The sequence below is a fragment of the Dehalogenimonas sp. NIT-SK1 genome, assembly GCF_055384165.1.
On record NZ_AP042352.1, the window covers coordinates 334,631 to 357,680 of the forward strand.

Consider the following 23,050-nt stretch of genomic DNA (forward strand, 5'->3'; position numbering starts at 1 on the left):
TGGTGTGTATCAGGTAGTTTCCGTTTCATACTGGGCACGGCCGGGTGCCGGTTTCTTGGCGGAAGACCTGAATTTGGGCAGCGGCAGGAACATGGAGGTGCGCTGGCGGTAGGCCTCGTACCTGGCGCCGAAGTAGTATTCCATTTCCTTTTCCTCCTTCTTGGCCAGTCGGTAGTAGAGCACCGCCAGTATCGGCCACATGATCAGCAGCGGCAGGGTGGCCCATTCCAGCAGCATACCCAGGGTGATCAGCAGGAAGCCGGTGTACTGTGGATGGCGGATGTATTTGTAAAGACCCTTTTCCACCAGTTCGCCCTGGCCTTCATCCTTGCTCCAGTAGTTTTTGTAGATGTCGCGCCAGCCCCAGACTATCAGGCCGATGCCGGTCAGGTAGCACAAGATGCCGGCCGCCATGCCCCATTCGCCGATGACTGAAACCAGGGTATGCCCCCAGAGCACTCCTTCCGGCAGCGAGGAGCCGATCAAGCCGGAAATGACAAACATTGAAAGCGGTATGCCGAACATCTCCAGCGCCAGGGCTACCACGAAGGCCAGGTAGACGCTGGCCGGCTTGCGCTGGCTTTTCTTGAAAAAGGGGATGAATAATAGAAAGATGCCGAAGGTAACTATCCAGGCGGCTACCGCCCACCAGTTGCCGAAATGTTCTTCCATGTCCTGCCTCCTGTAATACTTTTGGACTCGTTATACAGGATAACGCCGGGCCTGGAAGGACGCACCGGGCATAGAGCGGGATTTGACCTGTCCTGATGGCCGGTTTTTCTGCTGGCCGCAGGTCTATTCATAGTAGGGGGTGTGGTTTGTTTTTACCGTTATTGACTGAAAACTGAGAACTAAAAACTCTAAACTACTGATAACTGATTACTAATAACCGTCAACCCAAATATTGTTTGATATTTGGAATTTACCTGGTCACTGGTAGCTGTTTATACCCCGCATCAGGTTTATCAGCAGCTTGGTAACCCGCACCAGGATTCCGATGCCCAGGGCAATGGCTGAAATTATGAGCGCTATATTGACGGCGGTGCTGACAATATCGGTAAGCACCTCGCCGGGCAGGACGGAGAAGTCAAAGGGGAATATGCCCACCAGGGCGGTGACCGCTCCCAGCGCCATGACATCAACGGCCACTTTTATCGATTCCCGGAGCAGGTACTTGTCCCATATCAGGGCTATTATGTGGCCAGTGATAGCCCCTGCCAGCGCCATGTTGATTGTCGGCAGCCATAGTTCAATGTCGGCGGTGAAGAACGGTTGCTTGATCCATTCGACGGTGCCGTCGACCGTTTCCTGGTGATAAAAGGCCAGGTATTCGTGGTAGAAGTTGAAAAAGACCAGTAGAACCGCGGACCAGGCAATGGTGATGCTGGACTCTGCTGCCCTGCCGGCCCGGGTGCCCGGCACGTATTTTTTACTCACGGGTCCGGGTGGTTCAGCCGGTGACTCTTCGGTGCCGGTTTCAGTATCGGCTGGCGCTTTTTCGCCCGATGACTCTTCCGATGCCGCGGCGCTCGGCGCTCCGGTAAGCTGCCGGGCCAGGTCGCTGATTACCGGAATCTCAAATTTTTCATTCTGGTAGGTCTTGATCATCAGCAGTATCCACATCACCAGGCTCAGCAGGGAAATGAGTGAAGCTATGGCCTCGCCGGTAACCGGTATCCAGCTGACAATGATTCCCGCTACTGAAAGGGGGACAAAAACCATGATGGACTGGGCGGCGTGAAAGCGGACCTGCCGGTTTTTTTGTTCCAGGAAAAGGAAAATCAGGCCGGTAACCCAGATGCCCAGGTAGCACAGCAGCCCGGCTACGTTGGGAGCCAGCCCGGTGCTGGTGGCGCCGGGGGGTTGCTCCTCGCTCTCGGGCTGGTCGGCTTCTTCCTCCAGCTTTCGCTTCTCTTCTTCGTAGATTCTTCTTCGCTCTTCCGGGGAAAGCTCCATGTTTCGGCCTCCCTGGTCATTGTGGCCTGCCGCAAAACCAGCAGCCATAGGATACCCCGTATGGCGGTTATTTTCAATAACAGCGTATTACGAACTCAAGCCCTGCAACTAATATTGAGTCATTCTTCACTCCCAGCTTGCCTCCAGCCTCTTCGTTCTCTTCCAGAGCCAGTTAATCCACTCCACTGATAACTGAAAACTTAAAACTGGACACTAAAAACCTGATTGTTTTTTGATTTGAAAATTGGAACTTGAATATTCTTTGATATTGTTTAGCGTTTAGATATTAGATATTAGGATTTCTTGACGCTTCCTTCCTAGTATTCAGTAACTCTATCGCGGTAAAATGCCCCCATGGGTTATATGAGAATCATCGCCGGGGAGTGCAAAGGCCGCCCCATACGGGTGCCTGACCGCCGCGCCACCCGCCCGGCTACTGAGCTGGTTCGCGGCGCCATTTTCTCCATGCTGGCCAACCTGACCGATGAATGGGAAGAAGTGCTGGACCTGTTTTCCGGCTCCGGTTCATTGGGCATTGAAGCGCTGTCGCGGGGCGCGGGGTACGTTGATTTTGTGGAGCAGGGGCGGGAATGCTGTGCTATAATCAAGGACAATCTAAAAAAATGCGGTCTGTCAGACCGGGCGCATGTTCATTGCTCACCGGTGGAGCGTGCGGTGGGCTACCTGGAAAAGACCTATGATGTCATCCTGATGGACCCGCCTTACCGGCGTGAAGACATCGGTGAACTGCTGGCCAGGATGGCTGAAACGGAACTGATAGGCCCCCATACCTGGCTGGTCATCACCCATTCGCCGCGGGTTACGCTGGATGAGGCCTACGGCGCCCTGAAGATGCTCAAGGAGCGGCGTCACGGAGATTCCGTAATCGCCATATTTCACAAGGAGAAAGCAGAATGAAAACAGCGCTTTACCCCGGTTCCTTTGACCCAATCACCGCCGGTCATATCGATATCATCCGGCGTTCGGCCCGGCTGTTTGACCAGCTTATCGTGGGTGTCTATGACACCCCGGAAAAGAAGCTCATGTTCACTACGGACGAAAGGGTAACCCTGGCGGCCAAGGCGGTGGCCGACCTGCCGAATGTAGTTGTCAAGCCTTTTTCCGGCTTGATGGTGGAGTTCGCCCGCCGGGAAGATGTCAGTACCGTTGTCCGCGGTCTCCGGGTCAACAATGATTTTGAGCTGGAGTTTGACATGGCCATGATAAACCGCCGCCTGGCCCCGGACATTGAACTGGTCTGCCTGCTGGCTTCGCCGGACTACCAGTTCCTTTCTTCCAGCATCCTCAAAGAGGTGGCCCGGCTCGGCGGTGATATTACTGACCTGGTGCCGCCGTTCGTGGCTGAGGCGGTTAAGAAAAAGGTTTCTTCAGCGTCTTAATATGCTTTTTTGGCAGTAATTTCCTCATAATTAGCGGTTGGCTATTTACCATAGGCGGTTTTTTGGCTATAATGGAACATACCAATAAGGCGAGAGGTTAAAAAAGAAAAAAATGGCTTTCAAAATTACCGAGGAATGCATTAGTTGCGGCGCCTGTGAACCGGAGTGCCCCAACAACGCTATCACCGAGGGTGAGACTATCTACGTTATCGACCCTGACAAGTGCACCGAATGCGTCGGCTCCTTCTCCACCAAGCAGTGCGCCGATATCTGCCCGGTGGACTCCTGCGTCCCTGACGAAGCCCACCAGGAAACCGAGGACCAGCTCCTGGAGAAATGGCGCGGCCTTCATCCCGGCGAAGAACCCAAGGTATAACCCAGGAAATATTCTGTAAATAGTCAGGCGGCCCTTAACCGGGGCCGCCTGTTCTTGCCCTCATTTCTCAACTGCCGGGGCGCGCTGAAGCGTGTTGTGCTATAATTTTTCTCTGCGTGGGGCTGTAGCTCAGATGGGAGAGCATTGCGTTCGCATCGCAAGGGTCAGGGGTTCGAATCCCCTCAGCTCCATTTTTCCGCAATCCGGGTATTTCAAACCATTTATCCGGTATTTCCTTTAATTAAGCCCAGGGTAAAAGCAATGGAACCATTACCAAATTCCGAAAACTTAAAGAGAGAACCGGCGCGGCTTATCACACAGATGATTGCCGAAATGGTCCGTACCAGTCCGGACAACCGGCTTGCCTTCCTGGATGACTTCGTTATCTGGGATGAGCCTCTGGTCAAGTTCGCTGACGGGGATGACCCTCTTTTTGAGGAGTACAAGACCATTATCTCCCCGTCTCACTTCACCCCGCGGGAAGCGCTGGCCGCCGCCTGTGGCAAGCGCCCGGAAGACCTGCCGCAGAGCCTTGCGGTAATAAGCTGGATTCTGCCGGCGGCGGAGCAGACCCGCAAGGCCAACCGCGCTGAGAAGTCTCTTCCCAGCCGCCTCTGGTCGCATACGCGCTGGTACGGTGAAAAGTTCAACGACAAACTGCGCCGGTACCTGGTGGATTTTCTGACCGAAAGAGGCTATCTGGCAACGGCGCCGGTGACGCAGTCGTATTTCCGGGAATATACCGGTGAACGGGGGCCTTACACCAACTGGTCGGAGCGTCACGTTGCCTATGCCGCCGGCCTCGGCACCTTCAGCCTGAACGACGGTTTTATTTCCGAGCGCGGCATCGCCCACCGCTGCGGCAGCGTGGTTACCAGTCTCCGGCTGCCGGCCAGTCCCAGGACCGCCCAGGGGCCGTTTTCCAATTGCCTGTTCTACCGGGGAGTCAACTGCCGGGTTTGCGCTAAACGCTGTCCGGTCGGGGCTATTACCGAAGAAGGGCACGATAAATTCAAATGCCGGCAGTATCAGGATGATATCGGTTATGCGGATACGCTAAAAAACGGCTATTACAAAGATATCAGTGTTGCCGGCTGCGGCCTTTGCCAGACTAAAGTACCCTGTGAATTCAGGATACCTAAGGGCAGCGCTTCTTCCTGAGGCGCCTGGTTCAGGACATAACTATAAACTGATGCAGTAAAAGTCTTGCTGTCGTATTTGCCTGGAACCGATAGTTCAATTCCTTATGTATCCTGGCAATTGCTCTCTGTTGTTAACCCATGCCTTCTTCGGTCGCTTGAGTCCCAAAGGACTAAAAGGCTGGGCAGTACCAAGATTGACGCCATCAGTGAGAAGGTGATGGCGTACACAATTACCAGGCCGAGTTGCTGGAATGGTATCAGCGTTGAAGTGATCAATACCCCGAATCCGATAGCCGTGGTAAGCGCGGAGCCGGCAAGCGCGCCGCCTGTTTGAGATAGAGTATGCCGTAAAGCGGAATTACAGCTGAAGTTGTTTTTGCGCTCCTCCAGGAATCTTGATGTAAAGTGAATGGTGAAGGGGACTGCTATCCCGATGGATAGAGCAGCCAGTGTTGCTGTTACCGGGTTGATGGGAATACCGGTTATGGCCATGGTTCCGAAGGTTAAAGCCAGGACCAGTCCAACCGGCAGAATGGTTATGACGCCTATGAACGGGCGTCTGGCATAGATGGTGAAATGTAATATCAGTAACAGCATCGCCCCTCCCAGCGCGATGAATAGAGAGAGTAGCTGGGAATTCTCTATGGCCTCGCTCTGGCGTGCCTGGGCAATAGACTGAGACGCTGTCACCACATTTGTAGCCGTGCCTTCAAGGGGTGCGAATACGCTGTTTAGATCAGCCTCCAATGCGGCGGCTCCGCTCTGGCCGCCGGTGGTTCGCAGGTCAACTCTGGTTAAAAAATTATCACCTTCACCGCGGGCTAAAACCTGGGAAGCTCCCGGTGCTTCCCTTATTAGAAAGTCGTATAGTTCAGCTACATTTGTATTTGAGCTTACCGTCAGGTTTTCGTTTACTCCAAAGCTGGCTAAATCGCTGGCCAGGTCAGTCCTGAAAGTTTGCCTGATAATGGACGCGAGTGAATTGGCGTCAGTAAATTCACCGGCATTCTGCACCCCTGGAACATCTCCGGCGGCTTCAACCGCTTCTATGAGGCTGTTGTGTGTCTGAGGGTTGGCCAAATCGCCGGTGATGAGAACCTGGGTTCTTTCTTCAAAGCCGCCATCAAATCGTTGATTCAGCGTATCAAGGGTGGCCAGCATGGGTTCATTTTTGGGGACAAAGTCGGTTAGATTGAATTCACTTTTGAGCTGGGTAAAACCGTAGCCGCCGATAATGGTCAGAATCAAAGCTCCAATAACGGTCAGCACCGGTACGCGCTCGGCCAGCCAGGCGGTTCTGCCCGCCAGGCTGGATAAACGCCCCTTGGACTGACTGGCGAGAGCCGTTACCGGCAGTTTTCCCTTTATTGCGGCGCGCCGGTCTAATATGAAGCGGACCGCCGGTAAGAAAGTTACGGTCAGCGCGAAAGCGGCGGCAATGCCGACGGCGGCAAGGACTCCTAACGTAGCCAGGAATGAAACCGGGCTGGAAAGATTGGTGAGAAAGCCAATAGCCGTGGCTCCGGTTGCCAGCATCAGTGTCAGGCCGGTTTTGTTCAATGTGATGTCAAAGGCTTTTTCCGGTTTCCCGTTCGAACTCAGTTCAAAGCGGTAGCGGGATAAAATGTGAATACCGAAGTCAACACCCAGTCCGACTATTAAAATCGGTACTACCTGGGTCTGAGGTGAAAAATATCCGATTAAATTAAGATAATCAGGACCCAATAATACTCCCGCTCCCTGCATCCAGACCACAGCCATAAGAATTATGGCCAGCGTAAGCCCCACGTCGATGGCGGTGCGTTTCAATATCATCCTGCGTTGCCCGGGTTGCGGTTTAACCCAGTAAACGAAGGCCAGCACCAGCAGGATAATAGCCATTGCCGCACCAAACAGTCTTCCGATTTCCGGTCCGGGGTCGCTGGCTGTCAGCAGCAGGCCGAATCCGAATGGCGTAATTGTTAATCCCGGAGGAGGTTCTACCTCCGAGATAACTTCAGCAAGTTCCCTTTGCTGTTCAATAACTTGATTTTGGTCAAGTCCTGCGGTGTTTTGAAACACCAGCATCAATCCGGCGGTCGGCGGGTTCCCTGAAGCAAGCAATCCCTCAAAGAGACTGGCGAATTGAGGCGGCAGATTTTGGGAAGATTGTTTCTGCAGTTCAATTACTGTCTCATCATCAATTGAGTCCAGGTCTATACCAGCCATCTGTGCCGCTTGGGCGACGCCGCTGAGAAAGCTGACTATTGGGGGTTGTTGTTCTCCTGAAACGAGTGTTGCCGCGGCATTGCTTTCGCGGATGGCATTTTCAATCCTGGTGACAGTCTTTAGTGAATCAGCAGACCTTATATCACGGTCTGCTTCCAGGACGACTTGCAGGACTGAAGTAGATTCTTCGAATACTTCGTCGATAGTATTCAGTGCCTGGGAGACTTCATTCTCCTCAGTTATTACTTCCTGCACGGTAACTGATTGTGAAGCAAACCCGGCAAATACCAGGGTAATGCCTAGGACAACTGAAATCACCCCCGCCGGATGTTTTGTGAGAGTCCTTACTAATTGTCTAAAAAGGAACTGCATTACCTTGCTCCTTAGCGAGTAACACCTGGAATTGCCTCGTCTTAATTAAAAATCCGTAATTCAAAGTATTTCACTTGGCCTTTCCGCTGAAAGCAGCGGTTTTTGATGCGCTGATGCGGCATTATTGAGGACAGTTCGCCATGGTGCTACAATTACTCCAGTTTAGCGGAAATAATAAATATGCCCAATATTAAATCCTTCTTTACCAATATGTCAGCCCCGATGCCGCTGCACCGGAAAATATACCTGGTTTTCCGCAATAATTTCATCAAGCTGACCAAACGCCAGGGCTGCTGCGGCCACCACGGCGAGCCTGGCTGCTGAGAAGGCTCGCATGATCATCCTCGTGAAGGATGAAACCCCGGGGCCGGATTAACCATTTTGCTGCGCGGCGTATCTTATGCCTGTCCCACCAGTGGTATCACTTTTTCAACGCTGAAATAAACTATGTGCCGGCTGCTGATATCGTAATGTGAATAATCACATCTGCGGCAGATGCTTTTCAGCAGTTCCTCGTTCTGCTCTTCCTTGATTTTTTTCAGGTACAGCCGTTTGCCGGAGTAGCCTTTGCCGGATTCAATAAAGAGATAGGCCGCGTACGGATTGGATTTAATGTTTTCATAAGTGAGATGCTCCGTCATGATGAACAGGGCTGTATTCTCATCAGTAAAATAGGGACGGGCATAAACCGCCGCGTTAACTTTGCCGTCGGCGTCCGCCGTGGCCAGTACCCCGTGACCCTGGGAATTATCAAAGTATTCTCCTAAATCCATGCAGTTGCCTCCTGTTAGTAATTATTAAAAACCTATTGTTTTTCCGTAGCTTTGGTCAGTGCTTCGGTATTGCTCCGGGTGAAGAACCCGTCAAAGTCGCCGAATCTGTGTATGTACTCATTTACCAGCAGCGTGCTGGGCGAAGCAGCCGAAAAAGCTTGTTTAAGACCGTCAGCCGGTGAGCCGACCAGTTCGCTGATAAACTCCAGGCCGTTTATTTTCAGATGATTGAAGGTATCTTCGATATCCTCGGTGTGGAAAGCCATGTGATGCGCCCGTGTTCCATAGTTGCGGATGAATTTTTCGGTCGGGCCCATTGATTCTTCGCTGGTGTCTGCCGCAATGCCGGATGTAAAAACCAGCGCGAAATCATTCTTGGAGCGGCGGGTAACGCTGGTGATGGAATTGAGCTTTTCCAGGTGGATGGCGAATTCAAAGTTATAGTTGGTCAGGTTCATAAACTCAAGAATTGCCTTATCGCGGTTTTCCGCCTTGACCCTGGTGGCGATGTGGTCCAGGTATTTTATTTTTTCCAGGTACTTCATCTGCGGTTTCCGAAGTATTTTATCAAGGGGCTTGTCCCGGCTCGTTTGATATGATTTTTTGCCGCTGAGCCACTGGATAAAACCGGTGGAATTGCCGGTATAGGCTGACGGTTTGGACTGGATGAACAGCCGGTTTTCGTATTCGATGATGTCGTCGGTCATGAACGTGACGCCGAGGTTTTTTTGAATGGCAACGTATTTCTCGAGGTCCGGTGTTTCAAATACCAGCGTTTCCAGCCTGGTATTCGGCAGGTGTGCGGATTTGGGATGCAGATTATAATCCCGGAAAGGGTTGTCGTTATCTTTGCGGGAGGTTACCAGGAAATCCGCCGAATCCCGGGTTTTAAGTACATAGACGATAGCATTTTTAGTTTCAAACGCCTCAGTGCAGTTAAGACCGGTGTAATCAAGCAGTTCCTGGGCTGCCGACTCCTGGTTGTCTGGTTCCGTGTTGATGATTATATGGTCCAGGCCTTTTACCAGCCCTTCCAGACCGTTGTCCGTGCGTTTCTTTATGAGGTCCTGGGCTGCTTCATGTAACTGCCGGTCATTGTCGCTGTACTGCTGCCCGATACGCCTGTCGTTCATAACAAGACTCCTTAAAATTTCCCTTTCTAATACTACACCGGATTAGCTTTGCGGCAAAATTTACTCCAGTTTTTCGGATGATTGGCTGGAAAAATTAGGTATAATGCCACGAATTAACCAGCGAATTAAATGGTAATGATTCTCTTGTGATATAATCATTAAATTAGTATTAGGAATTATTATTGATAATGATTAGAAGAGAAACTAAACAGCGTGAAGTAATCCTTAGCGTTCTTTGTAATACTGAATCGCATCCGACGGCGGATTGGATTTATGACGAAGTGCGTAAAATACTGCCCAATATCAGCAAGGGTACGGTATACCGCAACCTTAAAGTATTGCGGGAAGAAGGAAAAATATCGGAGCTTAACCTTAGCGGCACTGTCAGCCGTTACGAAGGCAATCAGAAAAGACACTACCATTTCCGATGCGCCAAGTGCCATCGGGTCTTTGATTTGGACCAGCCAGTTGATCACCAGATGGATCGGAGTATTGCCGACAGGACCGGGTTCAAGGTTTTGTATCATCAGCTTGAGTTTCGCGGTGTTTGCAATGATTGTCAGCAAAAATCATAAAAGGAGAAACAGGAAAATATGAAAATTTTAACTAAAATAGAAATTAACCGGGCTTGATTTTTCCCGAGGGCTTACCGCGGACTGGCGCCGGTAATCTTACGGGCAGATACTCTGGTCTCTTACTAACGGAATACCTGCATGGATTTATTATAGAGTGAAAGGAGAACGCTATGGCGGAACAGGGAAAGTGTCCGGTTACCGGACACACTAGCAAGCATAATGATGCCAGGGGAACATCCAACCGGGATTGGTGGCCCAACCAGTTGAACCTCAAGGTACTTCATCAGAATTCTGACCTGAGCAACCCGATGGATGACAAGTTCAACTATGCTGAGGAATTCAAGAAACTTGATTTGGCGGCGCTGAAGAATGATCTCTACGAGCTGATGACCGACTCTCAGGATTGGTGGCCGGCTGACTACGGTCATTATGGCGGTCTTATTATCCGTATGGCCTGGCACAGTGCCGGCACCTACCGGATGGGAGACGGGCGCGGTGGTGCTAGTGACGGAACCCAGCGCTTTGCCCCCCTCAATAGCTGGCCGGATAATGCCAATCTTGATAAAGCTCGCCGTCTGCTCTGGCCGATTAAGCAGAAATATGGCCGCAGTATTTCCTGGGCTGACCTCATGATCCTGGCCGGTAACTGTGCGCTTGAGTCGATGGGATTCAAGACGTTCGGTTTTGGTGGCGGCCGAGAGGATGTTTGGGAACCGCAGGAAGATGTTTACTGGGGGGCTGAGAGTGAGTGGCTGGGTGATCAGCGGTATTCCGGTGAACGGGAACTGGAGAACCCACTTGCCGCGGTCCAGATGGGCTTGATTTACGTTAATCCTGAAGGGCCTAATGGCAACCCGGATCCGGTTGCTTCTGGTCATGACGTTCGCGAGACTTTCGCCCGTATGGCCATGAATGATGAAGAAACTGTTGCCCTGGTCGCTGGCGGGCATACATTCGGTAAGTGTCATGGGGCCGGGCCTGCTTCCCATGTGGGGCCCGAGCCTGAAGCGGCTGACATAACAGAGCAGGGACTTGGCTGGAAAAGCAGTTTCCGTAGCGGTAAAGGCGGTGATACCATTACCAGCGGTATTGAAGGCGCCTGGAAAGCCAGGCCAACTAAGTGGGATATGGGCTACCTGAACACGCTGTTCAAATACGAGTGGGAGCTAGTTAAAAGCCCGGCCGGAGCCAATCAGTGGCTGGCCAAAGATGTAGCCGAAGAGGATATGGTGGTTGATGCTCATGACCCGACTAAAAAGCATCGGCCGATGATGACTACGGCGGACCTCTCGCTTCGCTATGATCCTGTTTATGCTCCAATTGCGCGGCGTTACCAGCAAAATCCTGAAGAATTTGCGGATGCTTTTGCCCGCGCGTGGTTCAAGCTTACCCATCGTGATATGGGGCCGAGGACTCGCTATCTGGGGCAGGAGGTACCGGCGGAGGAACTGATCTGGCAGGACCCGGTTCCCGCGGTTGATTATGAACTTATTGACGCTGCGGACATTACGGATTTGAAAGCCAGGGTGCTCGGATGCGGGCTTTCCATTCCGGAATTGATTTATACAGCATGGTCAGCGGCATCAACCTTCCGTGGTTCCGACAAGCGCGGCGGCGCCAATGGCGCCCGCATCCGTTTGGCGCCACAGAAAGAGTGGGAAGTCAATCAGCCGGAACAATTGGCCAGGGTGCTTGAGAAGCTTGCGCTTATTCAAAAAGAATTCAACAGCACTGGTTCAGCCGGTAAAAAAGTGTCTCTAGCTGACCTGGTGGTCCTGGGTGGTTGTGCGGCTGTTGAGCAAGCCGCCAGGAAGGCCGGACATGATATTACTGTGCCTTTTTATCCAGGACGAACGGATGCGTCTTCTGAACAGACGGATATTACAGCTTTCGCTGTGATGGAACCGGTTGCTGATGGGTTCCGCAACTATCAAAAGGCAAAATACGCCGTACCGGCAGAGGAAATGCTGCTTGACCGGGCTCAGTTGCTGACATTGACTGCTCCCGAAATTACGGTTCTGGTGGGCGGCATGCGTGTTTTGAATGCGAACTTCGCCGCCTCGAAGCACGGCGTCTTTACTGAAAGACCGGGGGCCCTTACCAATGACTTCTTTGTGAATCTGTTGGACATGGGCACTGTCTGGCAGGCTGCCCCGGATGAAAAAGATGTCTTCCAGGGTCTGGATAGAAAAACTGGTGAGTTAAGGTGGGCCGGAACTCGTATAGACCTTGTCTTCGGTTCCAATTCCCAGTTGCGTGCCCTGGCTGAAGTCTATGCCGGTTCAGATGCCGGGGAAAAGTTTGTCAATGATTTTGTGGCTGCATGGAACAAGGTAATGAATCTTGACCGATTTGATCTGGCGTAACCGGTTGTAACAGGTTTTGGCGGCTGCTGAATGCGAAGAATCCAGGTCCGGGCTGTCCTAATTCGAACAGACAACCCGGACCTGGTGATTTCACGTAGCTCCGTTTTGGTCATTAGAATTTGATTATTAGATATTGTTTAGGATGTAGCTATTCGGGATTAGAATTTCTTACACCGGGAGCCAAAAGTGTAACCCTTGCCCCTTGCGCGACAGGGCTTTTAATGCTATCATGTGTTCTGTAAATAACACGGTATTAAACAAGGTTGTATGAATCTTTGTCCCTTTACTTCACGGTAAGTAATCCATGCTAAATTGGTGAATAACAGAGTCGTTTCTTTCGTTTCAAAGGTGAAGAACTAATACTTGCCCCAATCCTCTAGACTAACAACATTCACCTTCCCCGACAGTAATTGCAAGTCCTCAGCCGAAGCAATCTCGGTGCCCCTCAGTATGTCATTCTCGGCGAAAGCCGGGAATCCATAAACTGAAAACTAAAAACTGCTATCTACTGAGAACTGAGAACTGAAAACTGAGAACTTATCAAACTGAAAACTGACTACTATTAACCAAAAACTTTGAATTATTTGAATATGTTTGAATTGGCAAAACGACTCACGATTGGAGGTAAAAATCTCAAAGCTGGAAAAGAGGAGTCGTTTCTGTGAGGCGGCAACAAGGGTGCATAAACAAAAACAATTCCCGCTTCCTAACTGAAAAATCCGAGAATGTTAACTTAATAACTGAATACTGACTACTGAAGACTTCCGGACTGCTCTAATCTCCCCAGTCGAGTGATGCGCCTGATAAAATCGGTCTTGCCCTCGGTATAAGCATCCCGGTTGAACTCGTGCAACCGGGCAAGTTTCCGCTTTAGTTGACCGTACTCCGCTGCCGCTTCCGGATGGACCAGCAGGTAGTCCCGGAAGTAAATCTCGTCCCAGTCGCCGGGGTATCTCAGATGAATGTGGAAAACCTGGCCTTTGAAGCCGGATTCGGTATAGCCCTTGGTGAACATCAGCCCAGGAGCCGGTTTATCATCCTGGGGAATGGGGTGGTAACCGGCTTGGCGCATGCTGGAGGTCAGTTCGGTAATATCGGTTCCTTCTCTTACTTCCAAGAGCACGTCAACAGTTGGCTTGGCAATCAGTCCCGGCACCGCGGTGCTGCCGATATGATTGATGCTGATAAGACTCTCAGGGCCGATGATTTTTCGCAGCAGCTCTTTTTCGTCCTGGTAATGCTGCCGCCAGCTGGGCTGGTGCTTGCTGAGCATAATAGGGAACAGCCGCCACCGCTCTTCATCGGTCATCTCATCTAGGTTTTTACGCTTCATATTGCTTTATTATATATCTGTTGCGCGCGGAAAACTCAACCACAGGTTTTTTGCTGATGGTATAATTTGGACAGAAGAAAAATCATCAAGGAGGTTTATTATGCCTGAATTTGGCAGTCCTTTTTCCGGCCTGGCTAACGGCCGCAAAGTGACCCATGAGGAACTTATAAGGGCTATCCGCTTCATGATCGCCGCGGAATACGAGGCCATCCAGCTTTACATGCAGCTGGCCGAGTCCACTGACAACAAGCTGGCTATTGGTGTGCTCAAGGATATCGCCGATGAAGAGCGGGTCCACGCCGGTGAATTTCTCCGGCTGCTAAAAGAATTGGCCCCTGATGAAGAGGGATTCTACGACGAAGGCGCCGGGGAAGTGGAAGAAAAAATCTCTGAGATGAAAGAAAAGTAGAGTCCCAGTGGGCATTTTCAAAAAAGACAGCAACGGCGGTCAAGAAATCACCCGCCTGAGCCGTTATACTCCTTGGCAGAGGTAAAATTACGGAACACTGGCAAAAGGTCAATGCGGTGCGGCGGATGCAGGATTACATTGAAAACCATATCCTGGAACCGATATCACTGCGTGACCTGGCGGAAGAGGCCGGATATTCCCCTTGGCATTCGGCCAGGATATTCAAAGAACTGGCGGGGAAGGCGCCGTTCGAATACATCCGGGCCTTGCGGCTGTCCCGGGCAGCCGTGAAGCTCCGCGATGAAGACGGGCGTATAATCGATGTGGCGCTGGATTTTGTCTTCCAGTCCCACGAAGGTTTCACCCGCGCCTTCTCCCGTCAGTTCGGTATGAGTCCGCGTGATTACGCCCGGAATACCCCGCCGCTCCGGCTTTTTCTGCCGGCTGGTGCCCGCAATTATTACCTCAGATTACAGCAAGGAGATGATATGGTTACCAAAAACACTAATACTGAAACGGTTTTTGTCCAGGTGGTGGATCGTCCGGCCAGGAAGCTGATTCTTAAACGCGGCCAAAAAGCCGCGCATTACTTCGAATACTGCGAAGAAGTTGGCTGCGATATCTGGGAGACGCTTTCCGGAATCAAGGAAGCGTTGTACGAGCCTGTCGGGATGTGGCTGCCGGAAAACCTGCGGCCGGAAGGAACCTCGGTATATGCCCAGGGAGTTGAGGTGCCGCTGGATTTTAACGGCCGGGTACCGGAAGGGTTCGAGATCATTGAGCTGCCGCTCTGCAAGATGATGGTTTTCCAGGGGCAGCCCTATGATGATGAGAAATTTGAACAGGCCATTAGTGACCTGTGGGCTGTTATGAAGAGCTATAATCCGGAAACTTACGGTTTTCGCTGGGCTGATGAAGATGGTCCCAGGGTTCAATTAGCCCCGATGGGTTATCGCGGCTACATCGAAGCCCGGCCGGTGAGAGAACTGAACAAAAGCTAGAGGCGTATTTTTAGCGCTAAAAAGAGGGCGGCTGTTCAAGCCGCCCTCTTTAAGGCTTTTTATCGACTGATAACTACTTATTCTTGCCCTTGGCTTTGCCGTTGTTGCTCTTATCCGCTTTGGCGGCTTCGGCTACGGCCAGTCCCGGCGGCGTACCTGATTCGTCAGTTTCCGCCTCGGCCTCGGCTTCTTCTTCGGCGTTAAAGTTTATCAGGCTGTATTCGAAGAGGTATTCACTCGGGGTCCAGCCGGCCATCTGCCCGTCGCCCAGGTCGTCAGACAGCACCAGCCAGATTTTAGCGCCCTCGTTCTCGTCGCCTTCAGCCGGAAGTTGGCCAATATCGGCTGAGCCTTTGATCAGGATATTACCTTCATCATCCGCAATGGCTTCACCCAGGACTTCCAGCCCGCTGCCGGGCCAGGGGTCGGGATAGTAAATCAGGGAATAGCTGACACCAGGTTCCAGCGCGTGGCCGGTCAGGTGAAAGTCAAAAGTCTCACCTGTCAGGCTGTATTTGAATTTAGCCCAGGCTCCGTCCTCGACCACTTCCCAGGTATCGGGGTCTTTCTCCCACAACTCGGTAAAGGCGTTGTTGGAGTTGCCGGCCTGTCCGATGATGCCGCGCAGCCCCAGGATATTTTCCACGGGTTTGGCGGAAACTACAGCCGGACTGAGCGCCAGTATCGTCAGCAGGCTGACCAGCGTAACAATTGCCGCTTTTTTCATAAATATGACCTCCTTGGATAATATAGAATTATTATAGAATCCGTTTTTGACTCTGTAAATAGCGCATACGTACTTGTCACCGGTACTTTAGTGTCGGTTCAGTCCGGGTCTTTCTACAATCCAGCCTGACTTTACGCCAGGAGAGGAGTTAATGTGAACCGAATATTTCGCCCAGCACAAATACCAGTACCACCAGTCCGACCGCTGTCGCCAGCCATACCAGGGGTGACCTTTCAATGTTTTTGATCAGGCAAAAGCCTCCGGTGAAAAATGCCCCGATCCCACTCAACCCGGCCAGTGTTATCGGAATCGCCAGCCAAAGGTTGTCGAAGTACTCTTCGCCGCCCCTCTGTCCGGAAGCCACTGCCAGTTGAAATACTCCCAACAACAAGGCAAAGCCTGCCAGCAGCCACAACGCCATTCTGCCGCATTTTGTCTTCGGCATACTGCTCACCCCCTTCAGGTCAGATGGCAGTCCCTGGGTATTTATATACTCCCTTATATGTATATATGCAATAGAAACCCCCCGTTGTCTTTAACGAGCAACGGGGGTTGAGATGTTTGGGACAGGTTGTTGTTACCAGTTTTCGGCCAGCAGTTCGTAATAAGCTTGAGGATGCTTGCAGGCAGGGCACAAGTCCGGTGCTTCGGGGCCTTCGTGAACGTAACCACAGTTAAGGCAGTGCCACTTGACGGTGGCTGGTCGTTTGAAGACCTCGCCTTTATCGATGTTGGCGGTCAGGGAGCGGTAACGACGCTCGTGGAACTCTTCAACCTCACCGATTTCCTTGAAGGAAGTGGCTATTTCCGGAAAGCCTTCTTTTTCCGCGGTTTCGGCGAAGTTGGCGTAGATAACCGACCATTCCATTTTCTCGCCATTGGCCGCTTCTTCCAGGTTTTCCCTGGTAGTGCCGATAACACCGGCGGGATAGCTGGCCTTGATCTCTACTTCTCCGCCCTCAAGGTACTTGAAAAAGACCTTGGCGTGTTCCTTCTCATTGTCGGCGGTTTCGATGAAGACGCGGGAGATTTGCTCGTAGCCTTCTTTCTTGGCGGCTCCGGCAAAATAGGTATAGCGGTTCCTGGCCTGAGACTCGCCGGCGAAAGCGGTCAACAGGTTCACTTCGGTCTGGGTGCCATTAACTGATTTGCCCATTAGTATTCCTTTCTTGTTTTGTTTATCAGCTTGTATATATATGATACCAAGAGAAGGTAATTTTATACAAAACGGAGCAGCCGATTAGGCTGCTCCGTAATCAGAGACCGGCAGGTGGTGGGCTTTATTCCAGCGGATTGACCACCCGGCCGGAGAACAGGATGGAATCGGTGGGTATATCCCGGATGAGGAACATAAATGGTCGGTCTATGGTCATGGTGACCGGGCCTGTACCGGGAGCTGAAGTCAAGTCCATAATCACGCCGGTGGCCGCTGCGGCCTCCGTACCCGATTCATCAACGGAGACGAAAGCCTTGTGCACCACATCTGAAATAAGGAGGTCGCGCTGTCCGGTCATCCCGGAGAAGTCAGCGTTGTCACTGAAGGCTACTGGCATACCCAGTGCGGACAGGGTTGATTTTAGGCTGAAGGAGGAGTCAAATTCGAATTTGGGCATCGCCAGATTGACGGTGTTCAAATCCAGATTATCAAGTATTCTACTGAGAGTAGCACCATTCAGCTTGTTCTCGAAATCTGTGAAATTGCCGGTATCCGGTAGCAGAATTATCATTGACAGTTCTTCACCATCATATTTGAGTTCTACCGCCTGGTAGCCTTCTCCCACTGTATAGCCCAGGGTTTCGCTCTGATGCATCATGGAAACAGTCACCTTGCGGCCGTCGAGCATGTTAAAGGCCTCGTTGCTGGTTGTTTCTTCATCAAATGGTTTAAGCCAGCCGCCGGAAAAATAGATGGCATTGGTCAGCACCATACGGGTTATTTCCTTGATGCTTCCGGGTGGCAGCAGGTCTTTGATGCGGTCCTCGGTTTCTTTAGCTACCCAGTCGTTGATAGTTTTTCTGGCATCTTCCGGTACTGCCGCGAAGTCGAGAATGCGCAGACCGGCGCCGTAATTCTCGGCCAGCAGGTCCAGGTATTCATCAAGAAACTCAAATCCTTTTTGGCCCCAGACAGCGTTTACTACTTTCAGACTGAAAGGCTGCCCGTCCTTGCCCTCAGCTCCCTCACCGCGGGAATTGAGAGCCTGGTCCAGGGCGTTCAATGCGGCGTGAAGCTGCTGCTGTTCCAGGCTGAAACCCAGCGTTTCCGCCATCTGCTCCGCGGTTTCACCCCGGGCGCCGCCGTAAGTCATTGCCAGTGCCGTCGATATACTGAAAGGAGAATAAAAGAAATTACCCTCTTCCTCTTTAAGTAGCTGGTATAAATTAAGCGCGAAATCCGTATTCCCTGCTACCAGCGCCTCAATGTCAGCGTTAGGGACATCTGGGGTTGTTCTTTCCTTATCGGATTTCAGTTCTTCACCATAGCTGGTTTGAACACAACCGGAGACCAATATAAAAACTGAAAGACATACAAGCAAAAGCATTTTTTTCATATGGCCACCTCATTTGGCTATATTGGTTATTTGTCGAACCAATAATTATAACGCTCTTGATACAGCAGGGTTAGCAAAAAGTCTATTGAATAATAAATTTCAGGTGTTAGAATGGAAATAACATAAAAACGTGAGATGGAGGGTAGTATGGCGGCGGTAAGGCAGATTGTAATCGATGTATTGATACCAAATGAATCTGATGAAATTGAATGCGTTCAGAAACTTTGTGCCCTAGAAGGGATTGATGGCGTTACGCTTTACGTGGATGAAGTGGACGATAGAACCAAAACTGTTGAAATTGTTATCGAAGGCGAATCACTGGATTACCCAAAGATCAAATCCGCTGTAGAAGATTTCGGCGGATCTATACACTCCATTGACCGGGTATCAGCGGGCAGCAGAATTGTTAACTGAAGAAAAATCATGATAATCGGCAAGTTTTACCGTGGTTTTGTTGATGGTGCGCTCTCCACTCTGGGTATTGTTATCGGGGCATCATCGGCTTCGGTTGAGGTCATAATCGCGGCCGGATTTGGCGGCACGGTGGCCAACGGCTTTTCTAATCTGCTTAGCGCCTATTCTGCTGAAGGAGTGGAAAAGTACAAGGAGCTGCGTGAAACAGAGGCTGCCATGGGCAGCAGGGATTTGAGGGGCACTCAACCCGAACGGCGAATATCCAAAACCACAATAGTTATGGGTATGACGGACGGTATGGCTACTTTGATAGGCGGAGCCATACCAATCATCCCTTTCTTATTCATGGATATCCAGGATGCCTTGATTACAGCAACTGGTATCATCGTCGTCTCGGTTTCTTTGATCGGGATCTATATCGGCAGATTATCAAGAAGAAATATCTGGTATTCAGCCTTGAAAATGGGAGGCTTAACCATCATTGTGGCTATAATTGTGTATTTGGTACAATCTGTAGTCGTATCGTAAAAAAGAACGCAGTATATTTTGCGGAATTATTCTTATGTTATCATTTTAGATTTCTGCAGTATAACCGTTTTCAGCTTTGCACAAAATAGGTTGTCTATTCTTTGTTTGTAAATTTGGGGGTTGTGTTTTTGCTTCACTGTAGTACTATGGATTAGCAGTGGTTTGTTTGAGTAAAGGGTCATCCAAGGAGGAAAACGATGAAAAAACACGTTTACGTTTATGGTCTTGATGACCGGAATATGCAGGAACTTCGAAAGCTTCAGGATAAAGAACCCCGCTCCTTCCATGGCCTGATGACATTCAAAGAAACACGAGTTAATACCGCTGAAGGCATAGACTGGTTGATAAAGGAAGGGCAGGAACGTCTCCGAAAGCAGTTGCAGCATGTTGATGCGGTCATCGGTTATTGGGATTTTCCGATAACTACCACTCTGCCAATTATTTGCCGGGGATTTGATCTCAATACGCCGACGTTGGAAAGCGTTCTTAAGTGTGAGCATAAATATTGGAGCAGGCTGGAGCAGCGAAAAGCTGTGCCCGAATGTATGCCGGCGTTTGTCCGCTTCAATCCCTTTGCTGATAATTGCCGGGATTGTATTGACCTTAAATATCCATTCTGGATCAAACCATTGAAATCTTATAGTTCCCAACTGGGATTTAAGATACGCAATAAAAAAGACCTTGACCATGCCATAAAAATCATTCGCCGAAAGATTCATATCTTCTCCGAACCGTTTAACGAAGTCCTTACTTATGCTGAATTGCCGGATGAAGTTGGTGAAGCCTCTAAAGGTTTCTGTATAGCTGAACAGGCGGTCACTGGTCGATTGTGTACTCTTGAAGGTCATGTATTCGAAGGCGAACTATTTGTACACGGCATCATAGATTCATTCCGTTATCCGAAGGTTTCGTCCTTTCAAAGGTACCAGTATCCTTCGAGACTGCCACGTAAAATCCAGGAAAGAATGGCTGAAATTTCGCGGCGTATTATGAAGCAGATCGGGTTTGATAATTCCGGTTTCAATATTGAGTTTTTCTATGATGAAAAACGAGACAAGATTTGGCTGCTTGAGATAAACCCTCGGGTTTCCCAATCCCATGCCAATATTTTTTGGAAAGTTGACGGTGTGCCTAATCTGAAGGTATCAGTGGATATTGCTCTCGGTGAGAGGCCGGATATGCTGCGGCGCCAGGGGAAATACAACACTGCGGCCAAATTCTATTACCGGACGTTTAAGGATGGTCGGGTAGAAAAAGCACCTTCTAATGAACAACTGCGTGCCATTGAACAGCAATACCCGGATACCCTCATAGAATTAATAGCCAAAGAAGGTGATGTGTTATCTGAACTGCCGGAGCAGGACAGTTATAGCTATGTCCTGGCTCATGTTTTTGTTGGTGCTATGAATACCATGGAGCTTATTGGTAAATATAAAGCTATAACCGAGATGCTTGGCTATAAGATAGGTGAAACTGAGTAGGATCAAGTGTGATGCTATAGCAATCAAGGGAGGAGTAATTCATGAACATTATCTACGACTTCCCGCATGAAATTAAAACAGAAGAACATATTGAAATCCCGATGACTGATGGCGTCAGATTGTCAGCCCGCATTTGGCGCCCAAAAGATTCAGATTCCTATCCGGTACCGGCGGTGCTTGAATATATCCCTTATCGTAAGCGGGATGTTACCCGGTGGCGGGATTCACTCAATCATCCCTATTTTGCCGGCCATGGATATGCCGCTATCAGAGTAGACGTTCGGGGCAGTGGGGAATCTGAAGGACTATTAACTGATGAGTATTTGCAACAGGAATTGGATGATGCTTTGGAGGTTATTGCTTGGTTGCGTAGCCAGCCTTGGTGTGACGGCAAAGTAGGAATGTTTGGTATTTCTTGGGGCGGATTTAACAGTCTTCAGGTAGCAGCTCTTCGTCCACCTGGTTTGGATGCCGTCATTTCGCTCAGTTCTTCGGATGATCGGTATTTGGATGATGTTCACTACATGGGTGGTTGTCTGCTTGGTGATAATCTCTCCTGGGCTTCGGTCATGTTTTCTTTTAATTCATTGCCGCCGGACCCTTATATAGCTGGGGATAAGTGGCGTCAGATGTGGTTTGACCGATTAGATGGAAGTGGACTATGGGTGGATAATTGGCTACGGCACCAACGTCGTGATGATTACTGGAAACATGGGTCCATCTGTGAAGATTTCTCCCAGGTGAACTGTCCGGTAATGGCCATCAGCGGCTGGGCGGATGGTTACTCAAACGCTGTTTTTCGGATAATGTCTGGGCTTAAGGTTCCTCGGAAAGGACTAATAGGTCCGTGGAGTCACCGGTATCCCCATATTGGAGTACCCGGACCGGCAATAGGATTTCTCCAATTGGCTCTTCGCTGGTGGGACCGGTGGCTGAAGGGCATTCAGAACGATGTTATGGAAGGGCCGATGATATCTGCCTGGATGCAGGACAGCATCCCGCCTTACACCAGTTATGAGCATCGTCCCGGTAGATGGATCGGCGAGTCATCCTGGCCTTCTCCCAATATTCAAGAAAAAACCTATTATCTAGCCGATAAATCTCTCGTTCCAGCAGGGCAGGAAGTAAAAGAAGAAGCGATATCATTTAAGTCTCTTTTGGCAGTAGGACTGTTTGCAGGGAAATGGTGTTCTTACAGTGCGGCACCGGATTTGCCGTATGACCAGCGTGAGGAAGACGGCAGTGCTCTGGTTTTCGAAAGCAGTCCGCTGAATGTAGACTTGGAAATTTTTGGGTCGCCCGAAGTTGAAATTGATATTGCTGCGGATAAACCGTCTGCTATGGTCGCTGTTAGATTATCTGATGTTGCCCCTGACGGTAAAGCTACCCGGGTAACTTACGGGGTTTTCAATCTCACTCATCGCACCAGTCATGAATATCCTGAGATACTGGAACCGGGAAAGAAATATTCGATAAGAATTTCACTTAATGGTGTAGCTCAAGTATTTCCCCGGGGGCACCGTTTAAGGCTTTCTTTATCCAATTCTTATTGGCCCCTTTGCTGGCCTTCGCCGGAATTGCCGGAATTGACGGTATTTACCGGTGTTTCCAAGTTAATACTGCCAGTACGACAACCTCGTCCAGCTGAAGATCAGCTGATCGTGTTCCCTGAAGCTGAAAGTGCTGAGCCGTTAAGAGAAAGAAGAATAAAAGGAGGTGAGTCCACTTGGCGGGTGGTTCGGGACCTGGCTACTGAAGAAGCGGCTTTGGAGGTAATAAAAAATACCGGTGTCATGCACATCAACGAAATTGACTTGGATGTTAAAGCGAACTCTTGGGAACGTTATTCCGCCATTGGAGATGATTATCAGTCCGTAAGAGGTGAAACTTACTGGGAACGCGGATTTTCCAGGAAAGATTGGTCAGTGGAAACAGTAACCCGAACTGTGCTGACCTCTACCCCCTTAAACTTCCATATACATGCGGACTTGGATGCTTATGAAGGGGGTCGCCGGGTGTATTGCCGGAGCTGGGATCGGGAAATTCCGCGCGACCATGTTTAAAATTCGGCCTATTTCTTTTGCCATTTCCCAGTTTTTTCGTTCTGTTCATATTCTGATTTCACTGCTGACCAAGCAACTTTATTAGCAGCTTCTTCAAGACTTTCATTACCCCGTCTTTTAGCGGGATCTTTATATTGCTCCAAAGCGTTATTATAAGCCGCTATGAAGATTTCGCTGGCGTGTCCTGGAAGGTTGTTTTTAACCCCCTTTGGCAGTTCATCAATGTTTTTGTAAGGCATTC

The 23,050-nt window shown here is 50.2% G+C and carries 24 protein-coding genes and 1 tRNA gene; 14 read left to right on the forward strand and 11 right to left on the reverse strand.

Annotation, left to right across the window (positions count from 1 at the left end):
* Positions 1 to 9 precede the first annotated feature (9 nt).
* Both ACZ48S_RS01800 and ACZ48S_RS01805 read right to left on the reverse strand, forming a co-directional pair.
* The gene (locus tag ACZ48S_RS01800; protein ID WP_464213479.1) at positions 10 to 672 is read right to left on the reverse strand and encodes a methyltransferase family protein; all 663 of its coding nucleotides are present in this window, start codon (positions 670 to 672) and stop codon (positions 10 to 12) included.
* Between the two features lie 258 nt (positions 673 to 930).
* Positions 931 to 2,004, reverse strand: a complete 1,074-nt coding sequence (locus ACZ48S_RS01805) for a DUF4870 domain-containing protein (protein ID WP_464213481.1) — start codon at positions 2,002 to 2,004, stop codon at positions 931 to 933.
* Between the two features lie 306 nt (positions 2,005 to 2,310).
* Between ACZ48S_RS01805 and rsmD the strand changes: the two genes are divergently transcribed.
* The 5 genes from rsmD (at position 2,311) to ACZ48S_RS01830 (ending at position 4,893) form a co-directional block, all read left to right on the forward strand.
* Positions 2,311 to 2,874: a 16S rRNA (guanine(966)-N(2))-methyltransferase RsmD gene (rsmD, locus tag ACZ48S_RS01810; protein WP_464213483.1), complete on the forward strand. Its 564-nt coding sequence runs from the start codon at positions 2,311 to 2,313 to the stop codon at positions 2,872 to 2,874.
* Positions 2,871 to 3,356, forward strand: coding sequence for a pantetheine-phosphate adenylyltransferase (gene coaD, locus ACZ48S_RS01815; protein ID WP_464213485.1), 486 nt, complete (start codon positions 2,871 to 2,873; stop codon positions 3,354 to 3,356). The genes rsmD and coaD overlap by 4 nt, the downstream gene beginning before the upstream one ends.
* Positions 3,357 to 3,468: 112 nt before the next feature.
* Positions 3,469 to 3,732: a YfhL family 4Fe-4S dicluster ferredoxin gene (locus tag ACZ48S_RS01820; RefSeq protein WP_464213487.1), complete on the forward strand. Its 264-nt coding sequence runs from the start codon at positions 3,469 to 3,471 to the stop codon at positions 3,730 to 3,732.
* 118 nt (positions 3,733 to 3,850) lie between these two features.
* Positions 3,851 to 3,923 (forward strand) — tRNA-Ala (locus ACZ48S_RS01825).
* A 70-nt stretch (positions 3,924 to 3,993) separates the two neighbouring features.
* Positions 3,994 to 4,893: an epoxyqueuosine reductase gene (locus ACZ48S_RS01830; protein WP_464213489.1), complete on the forward strand. Its 900-nt coding sequence runs from the start codon at positions 3,994 to 3,996 to the stop codon at positions 4,891 to 4,893.
* An 83-nt stretch (positions 4,894 to 4,976) separates the two neighbouring features.
* Here the strand turns inward: ACZ48S_RS01830 and ACZ48S_RS01835 are convergent, their stop codons facing one another.
* Positions 4,977 to 7,400: an efflux RND transporter permease subunit gene (locus ACZ48S_RS01835; protein ID WP_464213491.1), complete on the reverse strand. Its 2,424-nt coding sequence runs from the start codon at positions 7,398 to 7,400 to the stop codon at positions 4,977 to 4,979.
* A 234-nt stretch (positions 7,401 to 7,634) separates the two neighbouring features.
* Between ACZ48S_RS01835 and ACZ48S_RS01840 the strand changes: the two genes are divergently transcribed.
* Entirely contained in the window at positions 7,635 to 7,778 is a 144-nt protein-coding gene (locus tag ACZ48S_RS01840; protein ID WP_464213493.1) for a hypothetical protein, read from the forward strand.
* 74 nt (positions 7,779 to 7,852) lie between these two features.
* Here the strand turns inward: ACZ48S_RS01840 and ACZ48S_RS01845 are convergent, their stop codons facing one another.
* Together ACZ48S_RS01845 and ACZ48S_RS01850 are read right to left on the reverse strand one after the other, a co-directional pair.
* Positions 7,853 to 8,227 (reverse strand): pyridoxamine 5'-phosphate oxidase family protein, encoded by a 375-nt coding sequence (locus tag ACZ48S_RS01845; RefSeq protein WP_464213495.1) that lies wholly within the window; start codon positions 8,225 to 8,227, stop codon positions 7,853 to 7,855.
* A 32-nt stretch (positions 8,228 to 8,259) separates the two neighbouring features.
* The gene (locus ACZ48S_RS01850; RefSeq protein ID WP_464213497.1) at positions 8,260 to 9,360 is read right to left on the reverse strand and encodes a hypothetical protein; all 1,101 of its coding nucleotides are present in this window, start codon (positions 9,358 to 9,360) and stop codon (positions 8,260 to 8,262) included.
* 188 nt (positions 9,361 to 9,548) lie between these two features.
* Here ACZ48S_RS01850 and ACZ48S_RS01855 point away from each other — a divergent pair, with 188 nt between their 5' ends.
* Both ACZ48S_RS01855 and katG read left to right on the forward strand, forming a co-directional pair.
* Positions 9,549 to 9,935, forward strand: a complete 387-nt coding sequence (locus tag ACZ48S_RS01855; protein WP_464213499.1) for a Fur family transcriptional regulator — start codon at positions 9,549 to 9,551, stop codon at positions 9,933 to 9,935.
* A gap of 170 nt (positions 9,936 to 10,105) precedes the next feature.
* Positions 10,106 to 12,301, forward strand: a complete 2,196-nt coding sequence (gene katG / locus ACZ48S_RS01860; protein WP_464213501.1) for a catalase/peroxidase HPI — start codon at positions 10,106 to 10,108, stop codon at positions 12,299 to 12,301.
* 751 nt (positions 12,302 to 13,052) lie between these two features.
* Here the strand turns inward: katG and ACZ48S_RS01865 are convergent.
* Positions 13,053 to 13,634 (reverse strand): GrpB family protein, encoded by a 582-nt coding sequence (locus tag ACZ48S_RS01865; RefSeq protein ID WP_464213503.1) that lies wholly within the window; start codon positions 13,632 to 13,634, stop codon positions 13,053 to 13,055.
* Between the two features lie 100 nt (positions 13,635 to 13,734).
* On the opposite strand from ACZ48S_RS01865, the gene ACZ48S_RS01870 reads away from it, so the two are divergent.
* Positions 13,735 to 14,043, forward strand: coding sequence for a ferritin family protein (locus ACZ48S_RS01870; RefSeq protein ID WP_464213505.1), 309 nt, complete (start codon positions 13,735 to 13,737; stop codon positions 14,041 to 14,043).
* Positions 14,044 to 14,168: 125 nt separating this feature from the next.
* Positions 14,169 to 15,044, forward strand: a complete 876-nt coding sequence (locus ACZ48S_RS01875) for a helix-turn-helix domain-containing protein (RefSeq protein WP_464213507.1) — start codon at positions 14,169 to 14,171, stop codon at positions 15,042 to 15,044.
* Positions 15,045 to 15,117: 73 nt separating this feature from the next.
* Here ACZ48S_RS01875 and ACZ48S_RS01880 read toward each other — a convergent pair whose 3' ends face one another.
* The 4 genes from ACZ48S_RS01880 to ACZ48S_RS01895 form a co-directional block, all read right to left on the reverse strand.
* On the reverse strand, positions 15,118 to 15,771 hold the full coding sequence (locus tag ACZ48S_RS01880) for a hypothetical protein (RefSeq protein WP_464213509.1): 654 nt from the start codon (positions 15,769 to 15,771) through the stop codon (positions 15,118 to 15,120).
* A gap of 148 nt (positions 15,772 to 15,919) precedes the next feature.
* Positions 15,920 to 16,216, reverse strand: a complete 297-nt coding sequence (locus ACZ48S_RS01885; RefSeq protein WP_464213511.1) for a hypothetical protein — start codon at positions 16,214 to 16,216, stop codon at positions 15,920 to 15,922.
* 132 nt (positions 16,217 to 16,348) lie between these two features.
* Positions 16,349 to 16,927 carry a rubrerythrin gene (rbr, locus tag ACZ48S_RS01890; RefSeq protein ID WP_464213513.1) on the reverse strand — a complete coding sequence of 193 codons (579 nt, stop codon included), beginning with the start codon at positions 16,925 to 16,927 and terminating at the stop codon, positions 16,349 to 16,351.
* 124 nt (positions 16,928 to 17,051) lie between these two features.
* Positions 17,052 to 18,323 carry a serpin family protein gene (locus ACZ48S_RS01895; protein WP_464213515.1) on the reverse strand — a complete coding sequence of 424 codons (1,272 nt, stop codon included), beginning with the start codon at positions 18,321 to 18,323 and terminating at the stop codon, positions 17,052 to 17,054.
* Between the two features lie 147 nt (positions 18,324 to 18,470).
* Between ACZ48S_RS01895 and ACZ48S_RS01900 the strand changes: the two genes are divergently transcribed.
* The 4 genes from ACZ48S_RS01900 to ACZ48S_RS01915 all read left to right on the forward strand — a co-directional run bounded on the left by ACZ48S_RS01900 (position 18,471) and on the right by ACZ48S_RS01915 (position 22,809).
* Positions 18,471 to 18,737 carry a DUF211 domain-containing protein gene (locus tag ACZ48S_RS01900; RefSeq protein ID WP_464213517.1) on the forward strand — a complete coding sequence of 89 codons (267 nt, stop codon included), beginning with the start codon at positions 18,471 to 18,473 and terminating at the stop codon, positions 18,735 to 18,737.
* A gap of 9 nt (positions 18,738 to 18,746) precedes the next feature.
* Positions 18,747 to 19,265, forward strand: coding sequence for a VIT1/CCC1 transporter family protein (locus ACZ48S_RS01905; RefSeq protein WP_464213519.1), 519 nt, complete (start codon positions 18,747 to 18,749; stop codon positions 19,263 to 19,265).
* Between the two features lie 197 nt (positions 19,266 to 19,462).
* On the forward strand, positions 19,463 to 20,746 hold the full coding sequence (locus tag ACZ48S_RS01910; protein ID WP_464213521.1) for an ATP-grasp domain-containing protein: 1,284 nt from the start codon (positions 19,463 to 19,465) through the stop codon (positions 20,744 to 20,746).
* A 41-nt stretch (positions 20,747 to 20,787) separates the two neighbouring features.
* A complete protein-coding gene (locus ACZ48S_RS01915) occupies positions 20,788 to 22,809 on the forward strand; it encodes a CocE/NonD family hydrolase (RefSeq protein WP_464213523.1) in 2,022 nt (673 codons plus the stop codon).
* Positions 22,810 to 22,817: 8 nt separating this feature from the next.
* Here the strand turns inward: ACZ48S_RS01915 and ACZ48S_RS01920 are convergent, their stop codons facing one another.
* Positions 22,818 to 23,048, reverse strand: coding sequence for a ChaB family protein (locus ACZ48S_RS01920; protein WP_464213525.1), 231 nt, complete (start codon positions 23,046 to 23,048; stop codon positions 22,818 to 22,820).
* Positions 23,049 to 23,050 lie beyond the last annotated feature (2 nt).

Coding starts and splice junctions, on each gene's coding strand:
- ACZ48S_RS01800 (WP_464213479.1), bottom strand. CDS start 672: ATGGAAGAACATTTCGGCAACTGGTGGGCGGTAGCCGCCTGGATAGTT.
- ACZ48S_RS01805 (WP_464213481.1), bottom strand. CDS start 2,004: ATGGCTGCTGGTTTTGCGGCAGGCCACAATGACCAGGGAGGCCGAAAC.
- rsmD (WP_464213483.1), top strand. CDS start 2,311: ATGGGTTATATGAGAATCATCGCCGGGGAGTGCAAAGGCCGCCCCATA.
- coaD (WP_464213485.1), top strand. CDS start 2,871: ATGAAAACAGCGCTTTACCCCGGTTCCTTTGACCCAATCACCGCCGGT.
- ACZ48S_RS01820 (WP_464213487.1), top strand. CDS start 3,469: ATGGCTTTCAAAATTACCGAGGAATGCATTAGTTGCGGCGCCTGTGAA.
- ACZ48S_RS01830 (WP_464213489.1), top strand. CDS start 3,994: ATGGAACCATTACCAAATTCCGAAAACTTAAAGAGAGAACCGGCGCGG.
- ACZ48S_RS01840 (WP_464213493.1), top strand. CDS start 7,635: ATGCCCAATATTAAATCCTTCTTTACCAATATGTCAGCCCCGATGCCG.
- ACZ48S_RS01845 (WP_464213495.1), bottom strand. CDS start 8,227: ATGGATTTAGGAGAATACTTTGATAATTCCCAGGGTCACGGGGTACTG.
- ACZ48S_RS01850 (WP_464213497.1), bottom strand. CDS start 9,360: ATGAACGACAGGCGTATCGGGCAGCAGTACAGCGACAATGACCGGCAG.
- ACZ48S_RS01855 (WP_464213499.1), top strand. CDS start 9,549: ATGATTAGAAGAGAAACTAAACAGCGTGAAGTAATCCTTAGCGTTCTT.
- katG (WP_464213501.1), top strand. CDS start 10,106: ATGGCGGAACAGGGAAAGTGTCCGGTTACCGGACACACTAGCAAGCAT.
- ACZ48S_RS01865 (WP_464213503.1), bottom strand. CDS start 13,634: ATGAAGCGTAAAAACCTAGATGAGATGACCGATGAAGAGCGGTGGCGG.
- ACZ48S_RS01870 (WP_464213505.1), top strand. CDS start 13,735: ATGCCTGAATTTGGCAGTCCTTTTTCCGGCCTGGCTAACGGCCGCAAA.
- ACZ48S_RS01875 (WP_464213507.1), top strand. CDS start 14,169: ATGCAGGATTACATTGAAAACCATATCCTGGAACCGATATCACTGCGT.
- ACZ48S_RS01880 (WP_464213509.1), bottom strand. CDS start 15,771: ATGAAAAAAGCGGCAATTGTTACGCTGGTCAGCCTGCTGACGATACTG.
- ACZ48S_RS01885 (WP_464213511.1), bottom strand. CDS start 16,216: ATGCCGAAGACAAAATGCGGCAGAATGGCGTTGTGGCTGCTGGCAGGC.
- rbr (WP_464213513.1), bottom strand. CDS start 16,927: ATGGGCAAATCAGTTAATGGCACCCAGACCGAAGTGAACCTGTTGACC.
- ACZ48S_RS01895 (WP_464213515.1), bottom strand. CDS start 18,323: ATGAAAAAAATGCTTTTGCTTGTATGTCTTTCAGTTTTTATATTGGTC.
- ACZ48S_RS01900 (WP_464213517.1), top strand. CDS start 18,471: ATGGCGGCGGTAAGGCAGATTGTAATCGATGTATTGATACCAAATGAA.
- ACZ48S_RS01905 (WP_464213519.1), top strand. CDS start 18,747: ATGATAATCGGCAAGTTTTACCGTGGTTTTGTTGATGGTGCGCTCTCC.
- ACZ48S_RS01910 (WP_464213521.1), top strand. CDS start 19,463: ATGAAAAAACACGTTTACGTTTATGGTCTTGATGACCGGAATATGCAG.
- ACZ48S_RS01915 (WP_464213523.1), top strand. CDS start 20,788: ATGAACATTATCTACGACTTCCCGCATGAAATTAAAACAGAAGAACAT.
- ACZ48S_RS01920 (WP_464213525.1), bottom strand. CDS start 23,048: ATGCCTTACAAAAACATTGATGAACTGCCAAAGGGGGTTAAAAACAAC.